Here is a 24149-nt window from a genome sequence, read left to right on the forward strand (position 1 = left end):
GCCGAAAGGCTAATTTGTAAAGATTAAATGGTGGGTCGTACTGGACTTGAACCAGTGACCCTCGCCTTGTAAGGGCGATGCTCTCCCAACTGAGCTAACGACCCAAATAATCTTTTTCTTCGCGATACCATTTTTGAAATGGTGGGTCGTACTGGACTTGAACCAGTGACCCTCGCCTTGTAAGGGCGATGCTCTCCCAACTGAGCTAACGACCCGCGAAGAATAATCTAAATGAGAACACCATTAAACTTGGATTAATGGTGGGTCGTACTGGACTTGAACCAGTGACCCTCGCCTTGTAAGGGCGATGCTCTCCCAACTGAGCTAACGACCCATTTAGATTGTGTAATATGAAGTACCATTAAAAGATAATGGTGGGTCGTACTGGACTTGAACCAGTGACCCTCGCCTTGTAAGGGCGATGCTCTCCCAACTGAGCTAACGACCCATATTACATGCAATAAATTCTTAATGTTGAGTTTACACCATTTAAATGGTGGGTCGTACTGGACTTGAACCAGTGACCCTCGCCTTGTAAGGGCGATGCTCTCCCAACTGAGCTAACGACCCATTAAGAACTTTAGATATGAACACCATTTAATAATGGTGGGTCGTACTGGACTTGAACCAGTGACCCTCGCCTTGTAAGGGCGATGCTCTCCCAACTGAGCTAACGACCCATATCTAAAAAACAACTCATTGCTGCGTTGTTGTGGGGCGCTATTATAGATAGAGTTGTAAATGTGTCAACACTTGAATGAGTAAAAATGTGCTAGATGCAGCTTTTATAAACAACGACATGGCTTTTTTACATTTTTTGATGAACAATTATGCAATTCAGTGCTTTTCCTTCTATACGCAAGCTGACTTTTAGGCTGTTTGGGGTCAATTACTTTAGCGAGGATGAGCTGTGTTAGTTTTGTTTATATGTAAATGCATTTGTCGGTTGTATAAATAAGTACAACGCAGTGCTCTTTTTTAACGTTAATTAAAAGGGCGTGGGGGAGGGGAAGAATGATCAATTTAGTTATAAAATTAAGATATCGCCGTTTTCCATATAAATGTATACCTTTTAGTAAGCGAAACCTCCTTTCATTGAGGCACAATAAAATCTAAACAGCACGCTAATATGTAAAATTCAGCTATTTATTAGTGGATTGTATAAAATAGCTTCTCCTCGGGGTGTTATTTAGTCAGCTTGTTGAAATTTAAATCATTTAAATAAAGTTAGATAAAAAACTGTTGACTTTATTTGGGGGGCTGCATAGAATGCGCCCCGCACTCAGCGATACACGTCAGCATTAGTTGGTAGTGTGTATGCAAAGTCGGGGCTATAGCTCAGCTGGGAGAGCGCTTCGCTGGCAGCGAAGAGGTCTGCGGTTCGATCCCGCATAGCTCCACCAATTTTGCATAGTGTTTGTCCTAGGGTAGCAGTTTCTGCGTCCCCATCGTCTAGAGGCCTAGGACACCGCCCTTTCACGGCGGTAACAGGGGTTCGAATCCCCTTGGGGACGCCACTTATTTATGTAAGTGAGCTAATACTAAGGCGCTAAACATGTCAATCTCGAGTATTTACATGTTAATTTAGCAACCTTACTCTGATATGAGTCAAACTATCATTTAATGTCCTAGTGACACATTTTTGTGTCCCCATCGTCTAGAGGCCTAGGACACCGCCCTTTCACGGCGGTAACAGGGGTTCGAATCCCCTTGGGGACGCCACTTACTTTAACCGTGTTAAAGAAGGTGTTGTGTTATTAAACAGCTCGCCTGAATCGAGCTTAACTATTCAGTTGTCCTAGTGACACATTCTTGTGTCCCCATCGTCTAGAGGCCTAGGACACCGCCCTTTCACGGCGGTAACAGGGGTTCGAATCCCCTTGGGGACGCCACTTACTTTAACCATGTTAAAGAGGGTGTTGTGTTATTAAACAGCTCGTCTGAATCGAGTTTAACTATTCAGTTGTCCTAGTGACACATTTTTGTGTCCCCATCGTCTAGAGGCCTAGGACACCGCCCTTTCACGGCGGTAACAGGGGTTCGAATCCCCTTGGGGACGCCACTTACTTTAACCGTGTTAAAGAGGGTGTTGTGTTATTAAACAGCTCGCCTGAATCGAGTTTAACTATTCAGTTGTCCTAGTGACACATTCTTGTGTCCCCATCGTCTAGAGGCCTAGGACACCGCCCTTTCACGGCGGTAACAGGGGTTCGAATCCCCTTGGGGACGCCACTTACTTTAACCGTGTTAAAGAGGGTGTTGTGTTATTAAACAGCTCGCCTGAATCGAGCTTAACTATTCAGTTGTCCTAGTGACACATTCTTGTGTCCCCATCGTCTAGAGGCCTAGGACACCGCCCTTTCACGGCGGTAACAGGGGTTCGAATCCCCTTGGGGACGCCACTTACTTTAACCGTGTTAAAGAGGGTGTTGTGTTATTAAACAGCTCGCCTGAATCGAGTTTAACTATTCAGTTGTCCTAGTGACACAGAAACTTTCTGTTTAAGCTAAGGCCATTCGCCTAACAGGCTCGGTCTCATCTTACGCAGAAATAGCAAATCAGTGATTTGCAAACCAATTTCTGCGTCCCCATCGTCTAGAGGCCTAGGACACCGCCCTTTCACGGCGGTAACAGGGGTTCGAATCCCCTTGGGGACGCCACTTACTTTAACCGTGTTAAAGAGGGTGTTGTGTTATTAAACAGCTCGCCTGAATCGAGTTTAACTATTCAGTTGTCCTAGTGACACAGAAACTTTCTGTTTAAGCTAAGGCCATTCGCCTAACAGGCTCGGTCTCATCTTACGCAGAAATAGCAAATCAGTGATTTGCAAACCAATTTCTGCGTCCCCATCGTCTAGAGGCCTAGGACACCGCCCTTTCACGGCGGTAACAGGGGTTCGAATCCCCTTGGGGACGCCACTTACTTGCGTAATTTACATTTATTGCACAGTGAATACTGTAAGATTCAATTCAAAAACTCCTATTTATACATCCCATACTTATCTTATAAAAATCAATTATCTACGCTATTTAATTTCGACTTTTCTCTGATATTTTTAAAAATCACAGTACAGATCTTTACTTCTCACTGCGACAGACCGTTTTAATCTATTTCTAATGCTTCCTGCGACACATCATTTATGTCTAATTTGAGGCATTGTTTTTAAAAGGTGTGACGTTAACGAGTATGAGTGGAGACCTTATACCATATATGGACTCTCTCCGATTGCAAGACAGTAATTGATAGAATTTCAAAGTTCATTGCTGCCATATATTCGGCTTTTTTATGAGCAGATTTATCCGCTCTAGCCCTGATGGATATCCGCCCCTATCACCTTATCAATCTCGACGGCTTCTAACAGCCTTTGGTATTATCAGGTTTAAATAGGACGGCTATGAACCGTTTTCCGTCAATCTCAATCTTTGCAATTTTTGCTATTGAACTTTTGTCTTTTAATTGCGGTTAATGTTTTTATACAAATTTGTACCTCTCTTGTTTTACGGTCATCGCCCATGCCATTCGCGCCATTTTATTCGCTAATGCAACCACTGCTTTATTAAATGGCAGCCGCTCCCGCAGGTTATTTGCCCATAAGCTTACCTTGTCAGCTTTACTCCCCGATTTGACTAACGCAGCTCTGGCACCATTAATCAGCTGAGTTCGCAAATAAGTATTTCCTCGTTTACTTATTCCCTTTAACTTGGGGTTATCGCCAGTCGTATGCTGTTTGGCAACTAGTCCCAGCCAAGCTGCCATATGACGCCCACTTTTAAAGGTTTTACCATCACCTATTGCACTATACAAAGCTGTTGCGATGATGGGACCTATTCCTGTCATTGTTTCTAATTTCTGGCACTGCTCTATCTGATGGCTTAAAGCTTTTATCTCGCTATCCAAATCCGTGATTAACTTATCTACCTCAATTAATTCATCATACAAACTGGCTATATATCGACGAGACAATGGCGTTAACATGTTACTCGCATCTTCTAAAATATCGGGGATAGACTTTCTCACTTGATTAACGCCTTGCGAGAGGCTAATACCATATTCGGCTAAGAGGCCTCTGGTTTGATTCACTAAGGCCGTTCTACATTTTATTCGCCGCTCTCTTATACGGTGCAACAGTTGAATGTCTTGTTGCTCTACACTTTTTATTGGCACAAATCGCATATTCACTCGTTGTGAAGCTTCAGCTATCGCTTCTGCATCATTGAAATCATTTTTATTTCCTTTTCGGTAAGGGACTACATATTGTGGAGCGATAACTTTCACTTCATGACCATAGTTTTGAATACTTTGTGCCCAGTAGTTTGATGAGCCACACGCTTCCATGACGACAATTGCGGGCTCTAAATTACAAAAATACTCTTTCATGTTAGTGCGTTTGAGCTTTTTCTTTTTGAGCACTTTTCCCGAGTTTGATAACCAAACTAAATGAAAAATGTTCTTGGCGATATCTAATCCAATTGTTATTTTATTCATGTGACTCTCTCTACTTTGTTTACGCTAAAACTTACCCTAAACTACTATGGCGCATTATGACGCCGTTGGGGAGTGGAGAGAGTCCATTCCATTAATCCGCAAAAATACTTATACCAATCCGCAAAAATACTTAATCATTTTGAGTGATTAAACCAGTCGCTACCTGCGTTAAAAATTTCTGATTTACGACTGCATGGATGCAGGAGGTAGAGCAATGCAGGAGCAATTGCCGAGAACAACTAAATAACTAAATTTTTGCCTTGTTATCAACGCGGTTTTATTGCCTCAAAATAGACCACTTAATTAAGCGGAATGGTATTATTTGGTTAATTTGTTTTGCAATTGTTGGTTTAGTGATCACAAAGTTGAGATGTAAGAAAACCCCTGATTAAGCTAGGCAATTGTAAACAAGTGTGCTTAACTAAATTTATAATTTTCTGTTTATTAAGTAGATACGAGTGTGTGGCGAGTATTTGGGTTGGTAGTGCTGTTGGCAATGTTCCCGTGTTATGCCACGACAATTAAGCTGGCCTATACAATGAAGCATGATAACTTCAATCAACTGTTAAGTGAGCTGGCTGAGCAAACAGAATTAACGGTTGATTCTGTGTTGGTTGACCAAAAAGCGTTAAAAGTACGGCTTGTTCAAGCCAATAGTGCGACAACCACCGATGCCGTAATTTTTCCTGCTGACCATCTGGGTCTGAACAAATACGCTAATTTTAGTGTTATTCCCGAATCACTAATAGCTGAAACAACAGATAAACGCACTTTAGATACAACAAGAGTAAATGGCCAATTACTCGGCATTCCCATTATTCAAGGTAATCATCTACTGCTTTTTTATAACACTCGGTACGTAAAGAAAAAAATAAATGACTGGCAGGATATTATTAAACTAAAACCTATGCTGCCTGAACAGGTGAAACTAATCACCTGGAGTTTTATGGAAATGTATTGGTTTATTCCATTTTTAAGCGCATTTGAAGGCGACCTGATTGTTGATGACAAAGTACTGTTGAATACATCTGCAATGCAATTAGCTCTGCGATATGTATGGGATTTAAATCAGCAAGGTATCGTGGACAGAGAGTGTGATTACAGCTGTTCACATGCCGCATTTCAAAACCAACAGGCTGCATTTATTATAAACGGTGCTTGGGCCCTCAATACTTACAAAGAAGCACTGGGGGAGCAGTTGGCCGTACAACCACTACCAAAACTGAATGGTCACTTCATGCAGCCGTACTACTCAACGTTTGTTTTAGCTTTTCCGAATAATAGTTTACAGGGCCCTAATAAAGACAACTTAATTAAGTTTGCAAAGGCTGTGCAACATGCACCATTTCAGCATTTAATTTGGCAAAAACTTCACGATATCCCAGTGAACACGCAAGTTTTAACGCAGCTTTTAGAGCAAAACGATGATACGTTACTTACCTTGCTTGCTGCTTTGCAACACACCAAACCAATGCCATCATCGGCTGCGATGATAATTGCATGGGAAGTGTTAACAAAAGGCTTTTCTCGTTATGGCAGTGGTGCGCTGACTGCCGAACAAGCAGGTTTATTTATGCAGGGACTCGCAGAGCGCTCAATTGCGAATGAAGAGGTGCAATGAACAGCCCACGGTTTAGCCAAGCATTATTCGCAAGTGTATTATTGCTGGTTATTATTCCGCTTTTGGTGCTGGCAGGCTTGATGATCGGGCGTTTTTATTTAAACTCGATTGAACAAGCTAAAACAAGCTTACAATGGCAGGCAAGAAATAACGCGGCAAGCTTGGAACAACTGATCTTCAAATTAGAAAAAAATAGTCAGTTATTAAGTAGTACAAAAGCGATAGCTGAGCTTCCAGATACCGTGGTGTATTCGCAATTTGCATTGGTTCAATTACAGCAATTTGTAACAGATAACCCACAAATAATTGCATCAATTGTTTTAGATAATCAAGGCTTTATTGTTGAAGGTTACCCAATAACATCGTTAACGCTAAATTACGCACTAACAAAAAGTATTCTCGATAGTGTGCAGATCTCGAACAATCAAAATAGCATTCAAGTAATTAATAAGCCGCAGTTGAATGAATTGCTCTTTCAAACAGAAGCCAAACAAAATGCATTAATAGCAATTACTTCAACGCTGTTACACGAGCAAGACTCGTTAAGTGAACCAATCCGAAAAACGGGGTTATTAGTGTCGTTCATTCCGTTATCTGAAGCATTAAAGTGGCTTGCTGTTCACAATGAGCAGCCTACTTACCAATCAGGTAAACAAGTACAAATTACCGTGCAAGATCATGTTTTATACAGTTTAGGGGTCGTTGAAAGTACGGCGTTACTAACAGGAAGTGCGTCGATTAGTAACGTGCTGTTTAATAATGAACGAACAGCATTACACTTTAGAATTAATGAAGCTGAAACTGCATATACCAATGCGGTAAAGGAAACAGCGATAGCTGGAGGTTTGTTAATTATAGGCCTTTCAGTTGTGTCATTGTTTTTGGTTCATTGGTTAACGCAACGTTTGCATAATCCACTTAATCGTATTACTGCACTGAGTCGGGAGTTTGCATGTGGTAATTACAAAAAAATAACCGATGATTTCCATTATCAAGAGTTTAAAGATATAGCTCAGTCACTTAATAGCATGGCAGAAACAATTGATATTCAGATCACTTCTTTACAGCTAGAGAAGGTTAGGGCGGAGCATTCTGAGCAAGTTAAAAGCCAGTTTTTAGCAAATATGAGCCATGAAATTAGAACACCAATGAATGGGATTGTTGGTTTCTTACAGTTGTTGAAAAAAAGCCAATTAAATCCAGAACAAGCTGATTTTGTGAGACAAATTAATAACTGCAGCGATGTGTTACTCACAGTGATTAATGACATACTCGACTTTTCAAAAATTGAAGCAAATAAAATAGAACTCGATACGCGAGAATGTAATTTAATCGCGCTATGCCAAGATCTCATTGTGTTATTTAAACCCAGCTGCGATGCTAAGGGGATTGCTTGCCAACTTAATATTAATCAACTCAAAGCAGTCAACGTCGAGTGTGATGAAATTCGCGTTAAGCAAGTGCTCATAAACCTGCTGTCAAACGCGATTAAATTCACAAAAGAAGGGGAAATTACTCTATCAATTAATGTCATTGACAAAGATGCTCACACGACAACAGTTGAATTTACAGTGACTGATACAGGTATTGGTATAGCAGAAGATAAATTAACCGCTTTGTTTAACCCCTTTGTACAAGCGCAAAGTAATATCATGCGTGAATATGGCGGCACAGGTTTAGGGCTTGCCATAAGTAAAGGCTTAGTGGATTTAATGGGCGGCGAAATTACGCTTAAAAGTGAGCTTGGTGAAGGCACTACATTTACTATTATGGTGAGTTTTAAAACCCACTCACACGTGCTTAGCAAAGCAAAAACAAGTCAACTCGACACGGCGATAACGGTCGACTTTTCAAGCATAAAAACACCGTTGTTAGTCGCAGAAGATAACCCAATTAACCAAATTGTTATTACGAAATACTTATCGCAATTAGGTTTGAGCTATGAACTTGCTGAAAATGGCCAAATAGCCTGTGATAAGGCATCAATGAATAACTACGCGTTAATTTTAATGGATATTCAAATGCCTGTGATGGATGGTTTAACGGCCAGTAAAACACTGCTGAAGCAAGAAGGGTTTAATACACCCATTATCGCAGTGAGTGCGAATGCAATGAGAGAAGATATCGAAAAAAGTATGGAAATAGGTATACACGATCACATTGCGAAGCCAATCGATTTCACAGAGCTTGAACGGGCGCTTGCAAAGTGGCTATTTCAGTCAATTTAATGACTGAAATAGCCAAAACAATTAAAATTGACTGTAGTCTTTTTTCTGAATTAGCTCAATTGCATAACCATCAGGGTCTTTAACAAAAGCGATTTCAGTGGTGCCGCCCTTTACTGGGCCTGGCTCACGGCTTACATTACCGCCTGCGGCTTTAATATCTTCGCAGGCTTTATAAATGTCATCAAACTCAATTGCAATGTGGCCATACGCATTGCCTAAGTCGTAGCTGTCAGTATCCCAGTTATAGGTGAGCTCGAGTACGGTAGCGTCTTTTTCTTCACCGTAACCAACAAAAGCAAGTGTGTAACGGTATTCTTCATTATCTGCACGACGCAGTTCTTTCATGCCTAATACTTGCGTGTAAAATTCGATAGATTTGTCTAAATCAGCAACGCGAAGCATTGTGTGTAATAAACGCATTTAAATCCTCTTTAAAATTCACAAATTTTTGATAACGCAGCTACTGCTGCGCTGTTAAAATATCAATAATTCGATTATAAATTATTTCTGCTAGCATCACAGTATCATCGCCATTAGTATTTATAAACTGCACAACGACTGTATCGATATCTTTATAATAACGAGCAATGCTTGAATACCCTAATACCCAACCTGTGTGTTCATACTTATAAAGTGATGCATACAAAATTTGCTCTTGTTGGTTGAAAAAAGTGCATTTGTTTAAAGCAAGAATAAAGTCGCCTACATCTTGTGCTGTCGCCACATAGCCTTGATCGAGTGCTTTAAAATCATTCTCATAACCCACGTAATAACCACTCATCAAATCTACTAAATTGATTTCATGTACTGATGAAAACGTATGCGTTAGGCCCAATGGCGTTAAAATTTCATCTTTAATAAATTGGTTATGATCATAACCCAGCACAGTAGACATTATTTTTCGCAGTAGCAGGTAATTTGTGTTGGAATAACCATAATCTGTATCTGGATCAAAGTCAGCAGGGGTGTCTAGCACCAAAGCTAGCGGATCGGGGTAGGCGATTGACCAATCAAAGTTATTAGTATCTGTGTAATTGGGAATGCCACTTCTGTGCTGTACCATCATTCGTAAGGTGATTTTATCTGCGTTTTGAATGCGTCCAACTAACGATGGAAGATAATCAGCCAGTGTTTTATCGATATCAATCAGCCCTGCAGACACAAGCTTTGTTAAAGCTGATGCGTCATACAGCTTACGGATACTCCCAATTTTAAACAACGCAGTCGCATAAGCGGGGATTTTTTGCTCTCGATTATGCCAACCTTGTGCAAAATATTCAGGTTGGTTTCCTTGTTTATGAACATACACAATAATGCCATCAACTCCTTGTTCAATAGCCTCTTGTGTTTGTGCTTGAATGTTGGCGGGAAGTGGCTGAAAGTAATATATGGCAAACTGCCAGGGGGCAAAAATGTATATGCTAGTGAGAGTAACAATAAGAGCTGCAACGCGCATAAGTCTGAGCGCTTTTTTGTTCTTCAATTGTATCATTGCATTCTCGCTTCGTTTATTTTGTGGTGTGTGGGGCTGTTTTTAATCTACTATTGAGCAATACCGTGTGGCATTGCTGAATAGTGATAAGGTACTTGACGGTATTAATAGCCTTTTTTACTTTTTCACCTTACCTTTAAGAACATAGATCTCGCCATCAAAACTCCCTTGAATCGTCAGTCCTTGTCCTGCTAATTCTTTTAGATATTCTATATGCTCATCAGTGATATGCTGGCCTGGCACTAAAAGTGGAATACCAGGCGGGTAAGGAGTCACTAATCCGGCACAAATGCGGTTGTTACTCTTACTAATAGGCACAGACTCGCGTTCGCCGTAAAACGCATCGCTTGGAATACATGCTAAGTCTATGGCTGGTAAGTTCTCTGGTAAGCGTGTACGTCTCATCGATGTAGCCAGTTTTACTTTTCCGCTGTCTAGTTTCTTTAATGCATTGTAAAGACGAATGATCTTAGAACGCGTTCCGCCAAGTGTCAGTAAAACCAATATTGTACTGTGCGTGTATTTTTCTATTTCTAGGCCAATTTCATCCAATAGGAATTTATGAATATCCTTTAATGAATAAGGCAATTCGCTAATATCAATAAGAATTTTTAGTGGATCGTGACCCATGTTATCGCCACTAAAATGCGGGAAAATTTCCATAAAATCTTCTTTTCCAAGTACTTTTATATACTTGAGTGACGCCATCTGTTGCTTGAACTCTGCGACATGATTCAACAAGGCATTCAGTAGCTTATAGCCTTCCATCTCTAGTTGTTTTTGGCACACATCAAGCGAGGCAATAAGTTGATACTTAGGTGATGTACTGGCGTAAATACTGTAGATCTCGCGGAAGAAATCGGCGTCGAAATCAGGATCGTTTACGTGAATATAAGACGCCTGAGAAAACGCCGACACGACTTTATGTGCAGAGTGGGTTACATAGTCAGCGCCTGCATGAATGGCAGAGTAGTAGCGTAAACTTGGGTGAAAAAGCGAGTACGCAAACCACGCTTCGTCGATAAACACTTTAATCCCATGTTGATGGGCAAACTCAACCACTTGTTTCAAGTCACTAAGAAGGCCATCGTAGGTACAACCGGTGAGAACAAGCAGTTTTGCGTCAGTATTCTGTTCAATCGCTTGCTTGATATCTGCTAATGAGGGGGGCGCGAAGATGCCATATTTAGGGTTTAAAATACTCGACAAATAAATGGGTAAACTAGCTGATTGCAAAATGCCATAATGTACTGATTTATGACAATTGCGATCGATGATCACTTTATCGCCTTTACGCAGCAACGTTTGCAAAATAATTTTATTCGAGGTGGATGAACCGTTGGTGACAAAATAAGTATGCTTAACTTCAAATGTCGCAGCAGCTGACTCTTGTGAGCGGCCAATGGTATTGGTGCTGTCTGACAATGAACCAAGCGAATCAACAGAAACCGACAGGTCGCCAACAAATACATTACGGCCATAAAACTGATAAAAATCTTTGATGTAGGGAGAATTTCTAAAGCTAGAACCACCGCTGTGCCCGGGTGTGTGCCATGAATCATTCGCTTCGCCGACATAACGACGGTAGGCTGTCCAAAATGGGGTTTCTGATCTGTCATCAAAGTCGTTGATCATATAACCTAAGATTGCTTCGGGGTCCGAAATTACTTCATCTTTAAAGAAGAAAGATTCAATTTCTTCTGACTCGTTAACGATCTCTAACCCTTTAGTATCGTCGCCAATAACATACACTGGCAGCTCAAGACGGATCCCTTTTAACTGCTCTATAAAGCGACTATAGGTTCGTTCGCTATTGTTCAGTACATCCCAACTGAGTACCACAGCTTGAATATCACCATCTTCTTCTACACATGTTAATGCCTGCTTGAGCTCATTACACTCAATAATATCGATATCAACATCACTACGCTCAAAATTAGGGATTGTTCGTGCAAGGTTCGTTGACAGCTCTTGCAAAGTGGCAGGGTCTTGCTCAATTAACAAGATACGAAGTAAAGGTAACATAGCAATTCTCATAAAAATTTTCACAATACTCAACAGCATAACGAAAGGATGGTGGCTTGTGAAATTAATACTTTGATTATTGTGCTATTAGTTTCGAGTCTTTTGAGATTAGAGTTTGTGCAATTTCATGTTTTTAATTCGAGTACAAGTTGGAATCACTCACAATCATTCGATACTAGTAATACCTTAGCAAGGAAAGTGTTTTATGTATTAGCAAACAGAATAGTGAGTTTGAACACATATATTTTATTTTCTGGCGAGATTGCTGTAATTATATACAACTAAACGCAGACAACTTATATCGCCGCACTTGTGTTAGGAAGGCAGAAAAATATATTTTCCTTAGAGGGGGCTTAATTATACCTAATTCGAAAATTAAGCTTATTAAGAATAGGGAGCAGAAAATGAAGTGGATGTATTATTTGATTTGTGTACTTTTCGTTGGAAATATTGCATCAAATCGTATTTGAGAAGGGGACGGGGCCAAAAGGTGTGGTTTTTCATCCTGATGATCGTACTTTGTTTTTGTCTGCTTATGAAAAAAATAAGGTGCTTGTAATTGATATAGTCTCTGGCAAAACGTTATTTGAACTGCCCACAGGAAATGGACCCGATGGCATAGGGTATTCACCACAGAGGCTATCCTGAGTGAGCAACACGATAATGCAACTTTTTACATCATTGCCAAGTGTAAACAGAGGGAGCTTACACGCTTCTAAGTTTGACTCGTGGGAGGATGACTGCCTAATTGAAAAATGCTCAGCGATAAAGAACGAGTGACAAAAGCACTCCCACTCGATACAGATAAAAACAAAAGTAAACAACCAAGAGAGTAAAGAATGGCGTATTTTAAAAATTTCAAAACAGTGGTCATATTTACATTAAGCGCGTTGAGTATAAACGTGGCGTATGCAGAGGAAGTATCAGCTTCAAACAACAGTAAGAAACTGATAACAGAAGCCACTCAATTTGTTACACAGCACAAAGGCACCTTTAATGGCAAAAAACTGAAATACAAAGTTGTAGCCGGTGAAACCTATTTATTGAACAAAGACGAAGGACCTACCGCCTCTGTCTTTTCATTTGATTACATTGTCGCAGACGACAAAGAGAACAGACCGGTTACGTTTATATGGAATGGTGGCCCTGGTTCATCTTCTAATTGGTTACACATGGGCGCTTACGGGCCTAAACGCGTTGTTGTACCAAGCGACGCAGCGCATCCAGGAGCTGCTCCTTATGAATTAAAAGATGCGCCAGAAACGATTCTCGATGTGACTGATATGGTGTTTGTTGATCCCGTTGGCACAGGGTACTCTCGCGCATTAGGTGAAACTGAAAGCAAAGCCTTTTGGGGGTTGAATGAAGACACATCCGCCATTGCTGATTTTATTGCGCAGTGGCTGACGAAAGAAAATCGCTGGAACGCGCCAATATTTTTATTAGGAGAAAGCTATGGTACGACTAGAGCGGCAGCTGTTTCTAAAGTGCTCATGGACAAACACCTTATTAATGTAAATGGCATCATTTTTGTGTCCCAAGCTTTGGATTACCAAGGCTCAAGCCCTTATGTAGACGACAATATTATATCTTACATTACTTACATACCAACATTAGCTGCGACAGCTTGGTACCATAAAAAAGTTGATACATCAGGAAGTTTTGAAGCGTTTATTGATGCGAGTCGACAATTTGCCGTTGATGAATTGCTGCCCGCATTATTTAAAGGTAATACCCTTAGCACAGCTGAAAGAGCGCGAATTGTTGAGGGATTACAACGTTATACAGGCCTTAGCAAACAATACATAGAGCGAACTGATTTGCGCATCAACGCGTTTAGATTTGCTAAAGAGTTGTTGCGTGACGAGGGCGTCGCCGTTGGGTTGCTCGATGGACGTTATAAGCTTGATGAAAGAGACGACCTATCCGCTGATCCTACGCAAGATGCGTCGAAAGCCATAGCACCGGCCTACAAAGCAGCACTCATGAAATATATGCACACGGATTTAAAGGTACAGTGGAAAAGAAAATACTTAAATCCATCTGACCCTGAATTATCTGATAATTGGCGCTGGCGTACGGCTCCTGATGGACAAAGCTGGGAGCCAAAATACGTGAATACTGCGCCAGATTTATCGTATGCCCTTCGCAGTAATCCACAGATGAAAGTTATGGTTGCCTCTGGGTATTACGATATGGTCACACCATTTTTTGATGCTGAATACACCTTAAACAGACACGGTATAAACGCTGATAAAATTGATTACTACTATTATCACGGTGGTCACATGATGTATGTTCACGAACCAGCAAGAGTGTCGCTTTTAAAAGATACGCGAGACTTTATTAAAAAACAGTTGAGCCAAAACCCTTAATAATAGGCCTAGCTAATTGTGTCAAAGCCTGTGTTTGGCACAATTAGCGAATGAACTCAGGATGGAAAATAGCAGTGGTGAGTTTGCAATACTGATAGATTCTCACAAATTAGCGATTATACTGACACATTAGCGACATTATCCGCGCATTCAGCGCGACCACTTTTTAAGTTAGCAAAGCAAACTTTATTACTCTGTTTTATCCTTAAACTCACATAAGTCTTCGATAATACAGCTGCCGCATTTTGGTTTACGTGCAGTACACACGTAGCGCCCATGAAGTATTAACCAATGGTGCACATCGACTTTAAATTCTTTAGGTACGACTTTTTCTAGTTTTTGCTCAACTGCAACGACGTCTTTACCCATGGCAAACTTAGTACGGTTAGAAACACGGAAAATATGCGTGTCTACGGCAATGGTAGGCCAGCCAAAAGCAGTATTTAAAACAACGTTAGCCGTTTTTCTACCCACGCCCGGTAGGGCTTCAAGGGCTTCGCGGTTTTCTGGTACTTCAGCGTTGTGTTTATTGACCAGAATTTCACACATTTTATAGACATTATTGGCTTTAGAATTAAACAAACCAATTGTTTTTATGTAATCACGCAGGCCTTCAAGACCTAAATCAAGAATAGCTTGGGGCGTGTTTGCGACAGGAAAAAGCTTACGGGTCGCTTTATTTACACCAACATCCGTTGCTTGAGCTGATAGGGTAACCGCAACCAACAACTCGAAAGGGCTTGAGTATTCAAGCTCAGTTTCTGGGTGAGGGTTTTCTGCGCGGAGGCGAGACAGGATCTCGTAGCGTTTTTCTTTATTCATGGTGAGTGTTAAGCACGCAGTGACGGTGCGTGCTCTCCTTTAAGTTAAACTCGTTACTCGGGCTCGAGGGCCTTTTTCTACTTCTGGAGTAACAACTTGCTTAGATTTTATTTGTGTATCAATCACATTCTTTGCCGCAATCAATAATCCAAGCCCTAAAAAAGCGCCAGGAGGTAAAATTGCTAATAAGAACTGATTGTCAAAGCTAAAGACTTCAATGCGCAGTACTTCTGCCCATGGTCCAAGTAATAAGTCGGCACCATCAAACAGCGTGCCTTGGCCTATTAATTCTCGAATAGCGCCAAGCACAACAAGCACCAACATAAAGCCAAGTCCCATCATTAAGCCATCGAATGCAGAAAGAGGCACGGTATTTTTAGAGGCAAATGCCTCTGCTCGGCCAATAATTGCGCAGTTGGTTACAATCAGTGGAATAAAAATACCTAATGATTGATACAGACCAAATGTGTAGGCGTTCATAAGCAGCTGAACGATGGTAACAAACCCTGCAATGATCATCACGAAAACGGGAATACGTATATCTTTCGGCACCCAGTTACGCACAATAGAGACAGTGATGTTTGAACCAACCAATACCAGTAAGGTTGCTAAACCAAGGCCTAACGCATTTGTAATGGTTGATGTTACGGCCAGCAGAGGACACAAGCCCAGTAATTGCACGAGGGCGGGGTTGTTTGCCCACATACCCTCTTTAAATAAGGTTTTGATTTCGCTCATTACTGTGCTCCTTGGCATGAATTTGGCGCAGCAAATAGGTTATCAAACTCAGCTTTTGCGAACAGCACCGCATTTTTGACTGAGCCAACGACCGCTCGAGGGGTAATTGTTGCCCCAGTAAACTGATCAAACTGACCGCCATCTTTTTTAACGGCCCAACGTGTGTCATCGTCACCTAGCACATTTTGGCCTTTAAAGAGGGTGATCCAATCCGATTTTTTTATTTCGACTTTATCGCCGAGACCGGGCGTTTCTTCATGCTTTGTGACACGCACGCCAGCAATATCGCCATTAGCAAATACGGCTGTTAGTAAGTTGATATCGCCGCTGTAGCCACTAGGTGTGACATGGCGCATGACTAAAGCATAGGGTTCGTTATTTTTGTAAGCACGGTAAATAACCTGATCAGGACGAGGTCCTAAACGTTCATCTGTAATGATCACACAATCTTTATATAGTTGATTGTCATAGTGATGGGCATCAAGCACTTGCTGTAATTGCTCTGCAAGTTGCTTTTTTTCTTGCTCGCTTATACGCTCAGCCGTCAGGCTATGTGTCAGTGCAACAGCCCCTGTGGTAAGCAGTGCAAAAACAGTAAGAATGCCACCATTTTTAGTCATTGAGGAAAGGATCATTATTTCACTCCATGGCCGTAAGTACGTGGTTGTGTATAGTAATCAATTAACGGCACAGCCATATTTAATAACAAAACACTAAATGCCACCGCGTCTGGATAACCACCAAAGGTACGAATTAAGTAAACAAGTAAACCAATTAAGGCACCGTAAATTAAGCGGCCCTTATTGGTGGTTGATGCCGAAACAGGATCAGTCGCGATAAAAAATGCGCCTAACATGGTTGCACCACTGAATAGATGAAATACCACGCCTGGCTCTGTGCCTGGCGCTGCAATATAACCAATACCACTGCACAGTATAAGAGATGCTAAAAAGCCGACAGGAATATGCCAGTTTATTATCTTTGCTTTTAATAAGTATAAACCACCTAATAAGAAACCAAAGTTTACCCAGCCCCAGCCAAGTCCAAACCAATCATTAAACAGTGGTTTGCTCATACTTTCTGACACTGTTAGGTGGTGAGCCACATCGGTTTTAACCGTATCTAAAGGGGTTGCCATTGTTGTGCCATCAATTGCAACACGCAGCTGATCAACACTAAATCCAGCAGAGGTAAAGCCGTTAAAAATAACGGATAGTTGTTGTGTAAAGCTAATTGGGTTTGCGAGCAGTTCGTTTACTGGCAGCCAGCTTGTCATTTGCACAGGAAATGACACAAGCAATAATACATATGCCGCCATTGCAGGGTTAAACAAGTTAAAACCAAGCCCGCCATAAAGTTGTTTAACAATGACAATAGCAAATAGGCAACCAATTACGATAATCCACCATGGGGCAAGAGGTGGGATACTAAGCGCCAATAGCACAGCTGTAAGCCAAGCACTACCATCACTTAATGTTGGCCATACTTTGCGTTTACGAAGTAACAGAACAGCCGCTTCACAGGCACTGACAGTCAGTAACGCGAGCACAAGCTGAATTAATACCGCAGTGCCAAAAAAGTAAACTTGGGCTATTAAACCTGGAATACACGCAGCAATCACGGTGATCATTAAGCGGCTTAATGATTTGGTACTATGATTATGCGGCGAACTGGCCATGGTTAGTTTCATGACTTATCGGTTCCTTCTTGTTGTAACTTTTTAGCTTTAGCGCGAGCAATTGCACGTGCAATCGCCGCTTTCTTTTTGTCTTCGCTTGATTCAGGCGTGTTATCTATTTGCTGTGCTTCAGATTCATCTGTACTTGAATCATCAGAGTGAGCGTCAGTACCGTGGGTGTCTGCGCTTTCGCTTTTTGCTTGTTGCTCAGCGTGCTCTTTCGCTGCTTTTTTCGCTTTTGCACGGGCAACTGCCGCTGCTACGGCCGCTTTTTTATCGTCAACGGCTGCAGGCTCTGCATCGGTTGCGCTCTCAGTTTCGGCTTGCTCTTTCGCTGCTTTTTTCGCTTTTGCACGGGCAACTGCCGCTGCTACGGCCGCTTTTTTATCATCAACGGCTGCAGGCTCTGCATCGGTTGCGTTATCAGCTTCAGTGGCTTGTGCCGCTTTTTTTGCTTTAGCACGGGCAATCGCCGCTGCAACAGCTGCTTTTTTATCATCAACGGCTGCAGGCTCTGCATCGGTTGCGTTCTCAGTTTCAGCGTGCTCTCTCGCTGCTTTTTTTGCTTTCGCACGGGCAATCGCCGCTGCAACAGCCGCTTTTTTATCGTCAACGGCTGCAGGCTCTGCATCGGTTGCGTTCTCAGCTTCAGTGGCTTGCGCTGCTTTTTTCGCTTTAGCACGGGCAATCGCCGCCGCTACGGCCGCTTTTTTATCGTCAACGGCTGCAGGCTCTGCATCGGTTGCGTTATCAGCTTCAGTGGCTTGCGCTGCTTTTTTCGCTTTAGCACGGGCAATCGCCGCCGCTACGGCCGCTTTTTTACCGTCAACGGCTGCAGGCTCTGCATTGGTTGCGTTATCAGCTTCTGTGGCTTGTGCTGCTTTTTTCGCTTTAGCACGGGCAATAGCCGCTGCAACAGCTGACTTCTTATCGTCTTTATCGACGATTTCTTCACTTTGCTCTAGCGCTTTTTGCTCTTTGTACTTACGCGCTTGCTCTTTACGTGCAGCACGTTCTTTAGCTACTTCAGAATTATCTGGTTCCAGTTCTGCGCCTTGTTTTTTCGCTTTGGCACGGGCAATAGCGGCTGCAACAGCTGATTTACTGTCTTTATCGTCAGATTTTGGTTTAACACGGGCGAGGGCATCAGCCACTTTTTGTTTTTCATCGCTCGACTTCGTCGCGGGCTTGCGTTTATGACGGTTTTGTCGCTCTTCTTGCTCGCGCTCTAAACGCTCTTTGCGTGCTTCAAAGCGCTCTCTGGCGCGCTCAGCTTTTATTTGTTCTGCTTGTTGCTCTTTGATTTCGGCTTTAGCAACTCGGTAGTATTGCACAAGTGGAATTTCACTTGGGCAGACATAGGCGCAGGCTCCACATTCGATGCAATCGAATAGGTTATGCTCATTTAACTTGTCGTATTCTTTTGATTTAGCAAACCACTGCAGCTGTTGGGGTAATAGCGAAGCAGGGCAGGCATCAGCACAGGCACTACAACGAATACAGGCTTTTTCGTCTCCTGGTTCAGCCAGCTCTTGATGATCAGGGGCTAAAATACAGTTTGTGGTTTTTACAATGCCGATTCTTACCGTTGGTAAGGTAAAGCCCATCATAGGGCCGCCCATGACAACTCGTTGTTGTGGCACCGGTGAAAAGCCTTGGCAATCTAGTAAGTGTTTTATTTCAGTGCCAAGTAACGCCCATACATTTCCTTGTTTATGGATTGTATTGCCAGTCACTGTGACCACGCGTTCAATTAATGGCTTGCCTTCATAAACCGCTTGGTTAATTGCAAACAGGGTGCCTACATTGTGCACTAACATACCAATGTCAGCAGGAATATTGCCGCTAGGTACTTCTTTGCCTGTTAGCAATTTTATCAATTGTTTTTCACCGCCAGAAGGATAAACAGTAGGGACAGTTTGAACAATGATAGACTCATTATGTTTTGCTGCTTGTTGCATTGCTGCAATAGCTTCTGGCTTATTATCTTCAATACCTATGATTGTCAGTGTTGGGTTGAGCAAGTGCTGCATTAACTCAATACCGGCGATAATTCCGTGTGCATGTTCACGCATTAACATGTCGTCTGCAGTGATGTATGGCTCACACTCAACGGCATTTACAATTAAAAATTCAATGCTTTTTCGCGTATCTGCTTTTACATAAGTGGGAAAACCAGCTCCCCCCATCCCTGCAATACCTGATTGATGAATAATATCGACTAGCTCATCATGTGAGAGTGCTTTAGGGTCATCAACAGGGTTTAGTTCACACCATGTATCTTTGCCATCTGGTTCAATAATGACGCTGAGCTCAGGCAACGCTGATGGGTGTGCAGATGGCATCGGGCAGATATCTGTGATCACACCAGAAGTAGGCGCATGTACAGGCACTGACCAGTTACCGCTAGGTTTCGTTAACGCTTGACCTTTAAGAACTGATTGGCCTTTTACTACGATTAATTTGCCGTTGGCACCAATATGTTGTTTTAGTGACACAACTAATTTATCTGGCAGCTCTAGTCGCTCAATTGCACGTGATGTTGATTGTTGCTTTTGTCCAGGTGGATGAATCCCCCCAGCGAATGGCCAGACTTTACCTTGTTTGATTTGTTCTATTAACGTTTCCATCTGCGCTCCTAATCTACCTGAGTCACAGGGATTGCATTTAATTGCCATTTCCAAGTTTGTTTGGTTTCTTTTACAGGCAGCATATCAATACAGTCAACTGGGCAAGGTTCAACACATAAATCACAGCCAGTGCATTCGTCAATGAGTACGGTATGCATTTGACGGGTCGCACCAATAATGGCATCAACAGGGCAGGCTTGGATACATTTAGTACAGCCAATACATTCGTCTTCTCGAATGTATGCAACGGTTTTTACTGGCTCTGCTTGTTCGCCGCCAGCAAGAGGTTTTGCTTCAACCCCCATTAAATCTGCCAGTTTTTTTACCGTGGCTTCGCCGCCCGGCGGGCATTTATTTATTTCGTCACCATTCGCTATCGCCTCTGCGTAAGGGCGACAACCAGGGTAGCCACATTGTCCACATTGAGTTTGTGGCAATATGGTGTCAATTTGATCAACGATAGGGTTGCTTTCTACCCGAAAACGTACGGCAGCAAATCCTAAAATCAAACCAAATATTAGCGCTAATGAACCTAGCGCAATTAAGGCATAAAACAAGGTCATATTAAAACTTCACTAATCCTGTAAAACCCATAAAGGCCATCGACATCAGACCTGCGGTGATCATCGCAATCGATGCACCTTTAAATGGTGAAGGAACGTCTGCAACAGCTAAACGTTCGCGTAATGCGGCAAAAAGAATTAACACCATTGAAAAACCAACTGCTGCGCCAAAACCATACACGGCTGATTGTAAGAATGAATGGTCTTCTTTGATATTAAGAAGGGCAACACCTAACACTGCACAGTTTGTTGTGATCAGAGGCAAGAATATACCGAGCAAACGATACAAAGTTGGACTGGTTTTTCTAACAACCATCTCAGTAAATTGCACAACGACAGCAATCACCAAAATAAAGCTCATGGTGCGTAAAAATGCGATATCGAGTGGAATCAAAATATAGTGATTCACCAGATAGCTGGTAACAGAGGCGAGTGTTAGCACAAAGGTTGTCGCTAAAGACATACCAATAGCAGTGTCGAGTTTACCTGATACACCCATAAACGGGCATAAACCTAAAAACTGAACTAAAACGAAGTTGTTGACTAGTACGGTACCAATCAGTAACAAGACATACTCTGTCATGCGTGCCTCACGAGAATAAAAACAACGTCATTATCCTTTTTTCTGGAGGCTGACACAACACATGCGAGGCGATTAGCTTAAATTAACAAAGCTGTTTGTATTTGAAGTGTTAAAGTTACGTTAAAGACCTGATAAACAGTCGGTTTATTAGGTCTTATTGGCGTAGATCTTAGATGTCTTTTGGTTTTTCTATGTAATAACCCTGCACGCCATCTAAGCAAAGGGTTTCGATAATGTGTTTCTCTTCCTGGCTCTCTACACCTTCGGCAAAAACATTAACCCCAATCCGGTGAGCAAGATCTACCATCAAGCGCATAAAATATTGATTGTTTTTATCATCTTCAAGGCCGCGGGTATAGCTTGCATCCATTTTAATAAAGTCAGGCTTCAAGTCTCTGAAGAATTTAAATGAAGTTAAGCCTACACCAAAGCGTTCAACAGTCACACGCGCACCGACACGATGAACCATATCAATAAAACGCTTACTTGCTTTTATATTTTGCTGAAGACCAAATTCGCTGACTTCAAAAATTAATTTAGTGGCAATATTGTTATCTTTTAACAAACGGCGTTCTAACCAAATAAGAAATTGATCATTATGCGCACTGGATGCTGTGACATTTATACCAAAAAACTTTTGTGAGAAGTTGCGTGTCTTCACTTTTTCAAGGGTGGTGTCGATTATTAATCGATCAATTTCCATTGCCATACCGAGTTTTTCGGCCATCGCTAAAAAAGACGCCGTAGGAAGCATTTGATTTTCGGCTGTTTTAAAGCGCACTTGAATTTCGGCATAGGCTTTGATGCTTTTACCAATTGGCATGATATTTTGCATAACTAAGTGAACACGCTTTGACTCGATCACTTCGTTTATCACTTTGCGCCAGTTTTGATTACCAAAGCCAGCACTCACATTGTTTACTAAATCTGTTTCGCGTTGAACATGCCATGCATTTGCTTGCTTAGATTGTGCCATGCTCATAGCGTTATCAACAATCGACAGTAGTTCGCCTAAAGGTTTGCCTTTTTCGTAGCCAACTATGCCTGTATTTGCTACTGAACTTAATTCTTGGTTCTGCTGATACTGCGTAAAACGCGATTGTAAGTTATCACCGAATCGTTCAGCTTCTTTTAGGGGTGTATTAGGTAAAATAACAGCAAAGTCTGAACTGTTTACCCGAAATACTTGGCTATTGGTGTAAGTACCACTGATATGTTTAATAATATCGGCAACACCTTTTACGTATTCATCGCCTTTTTGATAACCGCGAGTTTGGTTAATTGCTTGTAGCTCACTACAACGCACCATAGCTAAAGAACCAAAGGTACTTTTATCGGCATTTTCGATGTTTTTCTCGTAGTATTCGACGAACATATTACGATTACCAAGATTTGTAATGACATCTTTATACGCTTCTTGCTTAATGCTCATTGCATTGTTTTCAATATCATCATGCTTGGTTTGTAAAAAGTGCGAAAGACGATTGAAAGTAGGTATTAAATCTTTACTAAGCTTTTTCAAGCGTGTTGTGTCCATTGCTTGTTCAAGATCGCCATTAACCTGATTTTGATTGATATAGATATCGATGATATCTGCAATGGTGGTGCTCACTTTTCGGTTTAAGCGTCTGAACATGCTTTGCATATATATAATAGGCAACAAAGCAATTAAGCCTGAGACTAAAATGACAATAAACATGGACTGTTGTAGCAGGTTTGCCAGATTGTTTGCGTTGATTGTGAATTCAACTTTTATGTCAGATGCTTGGTTAACAGCAAATTGTGGGCGAATCGAATTAAAGCTCGTATTTACAATATCTGCAAAGAGGGGCAGGGGCTGTGGCGATTCAACCATGGTAACGAGGTTACCTGCTTGATCTCGTATTATAAATTTAGAGAAAGTAGTGCCGTCGGCAAGCGCTTTTTGTATTTTTTCCGGCGCAAGCTCGTCCATCGTTAAACTATTTATGTAAGTATTCACTACGAATTGCGCTTTTTTCTGTGCATCGCTAACTGCGTTGTCAAACCCCAGTGCAATAAAATACCCACCGAGCAATGCAAATAGTAGCCAAGAAATAAGTTGAACAAATATTAGTTTTTTAAAGCCTGCCATGTTTTTTATCTTATAAAAGCCTAAAAGGAAGAATCAATTCCCTGATTGATTGCTTTAAGTACAGTGAATTCTAATTAAATAGCAAAAAGAAATAACTCAGGATAGATTAGAATATATAAGGCAGAAAGTCTAATAGATTCGCAGAATGTGAAAGACGATAAAAGTCTAATATATTCTGGAAGTTGGCTCCCCCTCCCCGACTCGAACGGGGGACCTGCGGATTAACAGTCCGTCGCTCTAACCAACTGAGCTAAGGGGGAACAATAGAGTAGTGTGCTTTATGATTTGGCTCCCCCTCCCCGACTCGAACGGGGGACCTGCGGATTAACAGTCCGTCGCTCTAACCAACTGAGCTAAGGGGGAACAATCATAATCATAAACTTGGCTCCCCCTCCCCGACTCGAACGGGGGACCTGCGGATTAACAGTCCGTCGCTCTAACCAACTGAGCTAAGGGGGAAACGTTTATGGTCGAAAAACTTGGCTCCCCCTCCCCGACTCGAACGGGGGACCTGCGGATTAACAGTCCGTCGCTCTAACCAACTGAGCTAAGGGGGAAGCGTCATGCCTTTCAACGGGGCGAAATATTAATGACAGCATTGCAAAGTGTCAACATAAAAACTTCATAAATTCAAAAAAGAAGTGTATTCGATGTTTTTATGTTCGATCTGAACAAAATGTAGCTGAAAAACACAGATGTTTTCGCGGTTAAAGTAAAATTTCATGTTGGATCATGTGATTTTTTGCATGCTTTTTGACCACTAGCAATATTATAAATTAGCCAAAAGTATTCGTTG

15 protein-coding genes and 19 tRNA genes are annotated in these 24149 nt (G+C 41.8%); 12 read left to right on the forward strand and 22 right to left on the reverse strand.

Annotated elements, in window-relative coordinates:
• Positions 1 to 28 precede the first annotated feature (28 nt).
• The 6 genes from IT970_RS05915 to IT970_RS05940 all read right to left on the reverse strand — a co-directional run bounded on the left by IT970_RS05915 (position 29) and on the right by IT970_RS05940 (position 680).
• Positions 29 to 104: transfer RNA gene (locus tag IT970_RS05915), tRNA-Val, on the reverse strand.
• A 35-nt stretch (positions 105 to 139) separates the two neighbouring features.
• Positions 140 to 215 (reverse strand) — tRNA-Val (locus IT970_RS05920).
• A 43-nt stretch (positions 216 to 258) separates the two neighbouring features.
• Positions 259 to 334 (reverse strand) — tRNA-Val (locus tag IT970_RS05925).
• Between the two features lie 38 nt (positions 335 to 372).
• A tRNA-Val gene (locus tag IT970_RS05930) sits at positions 373 to 448 on the reverse strand.
• Positions 449 to 494: 46 nt separating this feature from the next.
• A tRNA-Val gene (locus tag IT970_RS05935) sits at positions 495 to 570 on the reverse strand.
• A 34-nt stretch (positions 571 to 604) separates the two neighbouring features.
• Positions 605 to 680 (reverse strand) — tRNA-Val (locus tag IT970_RS05940).
• Between the two features lie 647 nt (positions 681 to 1327).
• On the opposite strand from IT970_RS05940, the gene IT970_RS05945 reads away from it, so the two are divergent.
• The 9 genes from IT970_RS05945 (at position 1328) to IT970_RS05985 (ending at position 2918) form a co-directional block, all read left to right on the forward strand.
• Positions 1328 to 1403, forward strand: a tRNA-Ala gene (locus IT970_RS05945).
• A gap of 38 nt (positions 1404 to 1441) precedes the next feature.
• A tRNA-Glu gene (locus IT970_RS05950) sits at positions 1442 to 1517 on the forward strand.
• Between the two features lie 129 nt (positions 1518 to 1646).
• Positions 1647 to 1722 (forward strand) — tRNA-Glu (locus tag IT970_RS05955).
• Between the two features lie 94 nt (positions 1723 to 1816).
• Positions 1817 to 1892 (forward strand) — tRNA-Glu (locus tag IT970_RS05960).
• Between the two features lie 94 nt (positions 1893 to 1986).
• A tRNA-Glu gene (locus tag IT970_RS05965) sits at positions 1987 to 2062 on the forward strand.
• A gap of 94 nt (positions 2063 to 2156) precedes the next feature.
• Positions 2157 to 2232, forward strand: a tRNA-Glu gene (locus tag IT970_RS05970).
• Between the two features lie 94 nt (positions 2233 to 2326).
• Positions 2327 to 2402, forward strand: a tRNA-Glu gene (locus IT970_RS05975).
• A gap of 182 nt (positions 2403 to 2584) precedes the next feature.
• Positions 2585 to 2660: transfer RNA gene (locus IT970_RS05980), tRNA-Glu, on the forward strand.
• Positions 2661 to 2842: 182 nt separating this feature from the next.
• Positions 2843 to 2918, forward strand: a tRNA-Glu gene (locus IT970_RS05985).
• A 553-nt stretch (positions 2919 to 3471) separates the two neighbouring features.
• Here the strand turns inward: IT970_RS05985 and IT970_RS05990 are convergent.
• Positions 3472 to 4485, reverse strand: a complete 1014-nt coding sequence (locus IT970_RS05990) for an IS110 family transposase (RefSeq protein ID WP_065979998.1) — start codon at positions 4483 to 4485, stop codon at positions 3472 to 3474.
• 538 nt (positions 4486 to 5023) lie between these two features.
• On the opposite strand from IT970_RS05990, the gene IT970_RS05995 reads away from it, so the two are divergent.
• Entirely contained in the window at positions 5024 to 6106 is a 1083-nt protein-coding gene (locus tag IT970_RS05995; RefSeq protein ID WP_036969526.1) for a sugar ABC transporter substrate-binding protein, read from the forward strand.
• Positions 6103 to 8334 carry a HAMP domain-containing hybrid sensor histidine kinase/response regulator gene (locus IT970_RS06000; RefSeq protein ID WP_118844166.1) on the forward strand — a complete coding sequence of 744 codons (2232 nt, stop codon included), beginning with the start codon at positions 6103 to 6105 and terminating at the stop codon, positions 8332 to 8334. Before IT970_RS05995 ends, IT970_RS06000 begins: the two co-directional genes overlap by 4 nt.
• A 21-nt stretch (positions 8335 to 8355) precedes the next feature.
• On the opposite strand, the gene gloA is transcribed toward IT970_RS06000, so the two are convergent.
• From gloA to IT970_RS06015, 3 genes are all read right to left on the reverse strand, one after another.
• Positions 8356 to 8754, reverse strand: a complete 399-nt coding sequence (gene gloA / locus IT970_RS06005) for a lactoylglutathione lyase (protein WP_036969520.1) — start codon at positions 8752 to 8754, stop codon at positions 8356 to 8358.
• Between the two features lie 40 nt (positions 8755 to 8794).
• Positions 8795 to 9826, reverse strand: coding sequence for a serine hydrolase domain-containing protein (locus IT970_RS06010; RefSeq protein ID WP_196857675.1), 1032 nt, complete (start codon positions 9824 to 9826; stop codon positions 8795 to 8797).
• A 117-nt stretch (positions 9827 to 9943) separates the two neighbouring features.
• Complete coding sequence (locus tag IT970_RS06015) at positions 9944 to 11851, reverse strand: aminotransferase class I/II-fold pyridoxal phosphate-dependent enzyme (protein WP_065978844.1); 1908 nt, start codon at positions 11849 to 11851, stop codon at positions 9944 to 9946.
• Between the two features lie 839 nt (positions 11852 to 12690).
• On the opposite strand from IT970_RS06015, the gene IT970_RS06020 reads away from it, so the two are divergent.
• Positions 12691 to 14226 (forward strand): S10 family peptidase, encoded by a 1536-nt coding sequence (locus tag IT970_RS06020; protein WP_196857676.1) that lies wholly within the window; start codon positions 12691 to 12693, stop codon positions 14224 to 14226.
• Between the two features lie 189 nt (positions 14227 to 14415).
• Here IT970_RS06020 and nth read toward each other — a convergent pair whose 3' ends face one another.
• The 12 genes from nth to IT970_RS06080 form a co-directional block, all read right to left on the reverse strand.
• Positions 14416 to 15048, reverse strand: coding sequence for an endonuclease III (gene nth / locus IT970_RS06025; RefSeq protein ID WP_182396258.1), 633 nt, complete (start codon positions 15046 to 15048; stop codon positions 14416 to 14418).
• A gap of 39 nt (positions 15049 to 15087) precedes the next feature.
• Positions 15088 to 15786: an electron transport complex subunit E gene (locus IT970_RS06030; protein WP_036969507.1), complete on the reverse strand. Its 699-nt coding sequence runs from the start codon at positions 15784 to 15786 to the stop codon at positions 15088 to 15090.
• A complete protein-coding gene (gene rsxG / locus IT970_RS06035; RefSeq protein ID WP_036969504.1) occupies positions 15786 to 16421 on the reverse strand; it encodes an electron transport complex subunit RsxG in 636 nt (211 codons plus the stop codon). The genes IT970_RS06030 and rsxG overlap by 1 nt, the downstream gene beginning before the upstream one ends.
• Positions 16421 to 17476, reverse strand: a complete 1056-nt coding sequence (gene rsxD, locus IT970_RS06040; protein WP_036969501.1) for an electron transport complex subunit RsxD — start codon at positions 17474 to 17476, stop codon at positions 16421 to 16423. Before rsxD ends, rsxG begins: the two co-directional genes overlap by 1 nt.
• Positions 17473 to 20094, reverse strand: a complete 2622-nt coding sequence (gene rsxC, locus IT970_RS06045) for an electron transport complex subunit RsxC (protein WP_196857677.1) — start codon at positions 20092 to 20094, stop codon at positions 17473 to 17475. Before rsxC ends, rsxD begins: the two co-directional genes overlap by 4 nt.
• Positions 20095 to 20102: 8 nt before the next feature.
• Positions 20103 to 20657, reverse strand: a complete 555-nt coding sequence (rsxB, locus tag IT970_RS06050) for an electron transport complex subunit RsxB (RefSeq protein ID WP_196857678.1) — start codon at positions 20655 to 20657, stop codon at positions 20103 to 20105.
• Position 20658: 1 nt separating this feature from the next.
• Positions 20659 to 21240 carry an electron transport complex subunit RsxA gene (rsxA, locus tag IT970_RS06055; RefSeq protein ID WP_036969494.1) on the reverse strand — a complete coding sequence of 194 codons (582 nt, stop codon included), beginning with the start codon at positions 21238 to 21240 and terminating at the stop codon, positions 20659 to 20661.
• Positions 21241 to 21409: 169 nt separating this feature from the next.
• Entirely contained in the window at positions 21410 to 23353 is a 1944-nt protein-coding gene (locus IT970_RS06060; RefSeq protein WP_036969491.1) for an EAL domain-containing protein, read from the reverse strand.
• A 183-nt stretch (positions 23354 to 23536) separates the two neighbouring features.
• Positions 23537 to 23613: transfer RNA gene (locus IT970_RS06065), tRNA-Asn, on the reverse strand.
• A 26-nt stretch (positions 23614 to 23639) separates the two neighbouring features.
• Positions 23640 to 23716 (reverse strand) — tRNA-Asn (locus IT970_RS06070).
• 19 nt (positions 23717 to 23735) lie between these two features.
• Positions 23736 to 23812, reverse strand: a tRNA-Asn gene (locus IT970_RS06075).
• A 21-nt stretch (positions 23813 to 23833) separates the two neighbouring features.
• A tRNA-Asn gene (locus tag IT970_RS06080) sits at positions 23834 to 23910 on the reverse strand.
• Positions 23911 to 24149: the final 239 nt, after the last annotated feature.

The sequence above is a fragment of the Pseudoalteromonas sp. A41-2 genome (genome assembly GCF_015767615.1).
GTDB classification, from domain to species: Bacteria; Pseudomonadota; Gammaproteobacteria; order Enterobacterales; family Alteromonadaceae; genus Pseudoalteromonas; species Pseudoalteromonas lipolytica.

What these genes read in the sequence shown, in the direction of transcription:
- gloA (WP_036969520.1), bottom strand. Translation starts at nt 8,754, where the DNA reads ATGCGTTTATTACACACAATGCTTCGCGTTGCTGATTTAGACAAATCT.
- nth (WP_182396258.1), bottom strand. Translation starts at nt 15,048, where the DNA reads ATGAATAAAGAAAAACGCTACGAGATCCTGTCTCGCCTCCGCGCAGAA.
- IT970_RS05995 (WP_036969526.1), top strand. Translation starts at nt 5,024, where the DNA reads ATGAAGCATGATAACTTCAATCAACTGTTAAGTGAGCTGGCTGAGCAA.
- rsxC (WP_196857677.1), bottom strand. Translation starts at nt 20,094, where the DNA reads ATGGAAACGTTAATAGAACAAATCAAACAAGGTAAAGTCTGGCCATTC.
- IT970_RS05990 (WP_065979998.1), bottom strand. Translation starts at nt 4,485, where the DNA reads ATGAATAAAATAACAATTGGATTAGATATCGCCAAGAACATTTTTCAT.
- IT970_RS06020 (WP_196857676.1), top strand. Translation starts at nt 12,691, where the DNA reads ATGGCGTATTTTAAAAATTTCAAAACAGTGGTCATATTTACATTAAGC.
- IT970_RS06060 (WP_036969491.1), bottom strand. Translation starts at nt 23,353, where the DNA reads ATGGCAGGCTTTAAAAAACTAATATTTGTTCAACTTATTTCTTGGCTA.
- rsxD (WP_036969501.1), bottom strand. Translation starts at nt 17,476, where the DNA reads ATGAAACTAACCATGGCCAGTTCGCCGCATAATCATAGTACCAAATCA.
- IT970_RS06000 (WP_118844166.1), top strand. Translation starts at nt 6,103, where the DNA reads ATGAACAGCCCACGGTTTAGCCAAGCATTATTCGCAAGTGTATTATTG.
- IT970_RS06030 (WP_036969507.1), bottom strand. Translation starts at nt 15,786, where the DNA reads ATGAGCGAAATCAAAACCTTATTTAAAGAGGGTATGTGGGCAAACAAC.
- IT970_RS06015 (WP_065978844.1), bottom strand. Translation starts at nt 11,851, where the DNA reads ATGTTACCTTTACTTCGTATCTTGTTAATTGAGCAAGACCCTGCCACT.
- rsxA (WP_036969494.1), bottom strand. Translation starts at nt 21,240, where the DNA reads ATGACAGAGTATGTCTTGTTACTGATTGGTACCGTACTAGTCAACAAC.
- rsxB (WP_196857678.1), bottom strand. Translation starts at nt 20,657, where the DNA reads ATGACCTTGTTTTATGCCTTAATTGCGCTAGGTTCATTAGCGCTAATA.
- IT970_RS06010 (WP_196857675.1), bottom strand. Translation starts at nt 9,826, where the DNA reads ATGATACAATTGAAGAACAAAAAAGCGCTCAGACTTATGCGCGTTGCA.
- rsxG (WP_036969504.1), bottom strand. Translation starts at nt 16,421, where the DNA reads ATGATCCTTTCCTCAATGACTAAAAATGGTGGCATTCTTACTGTTTTT.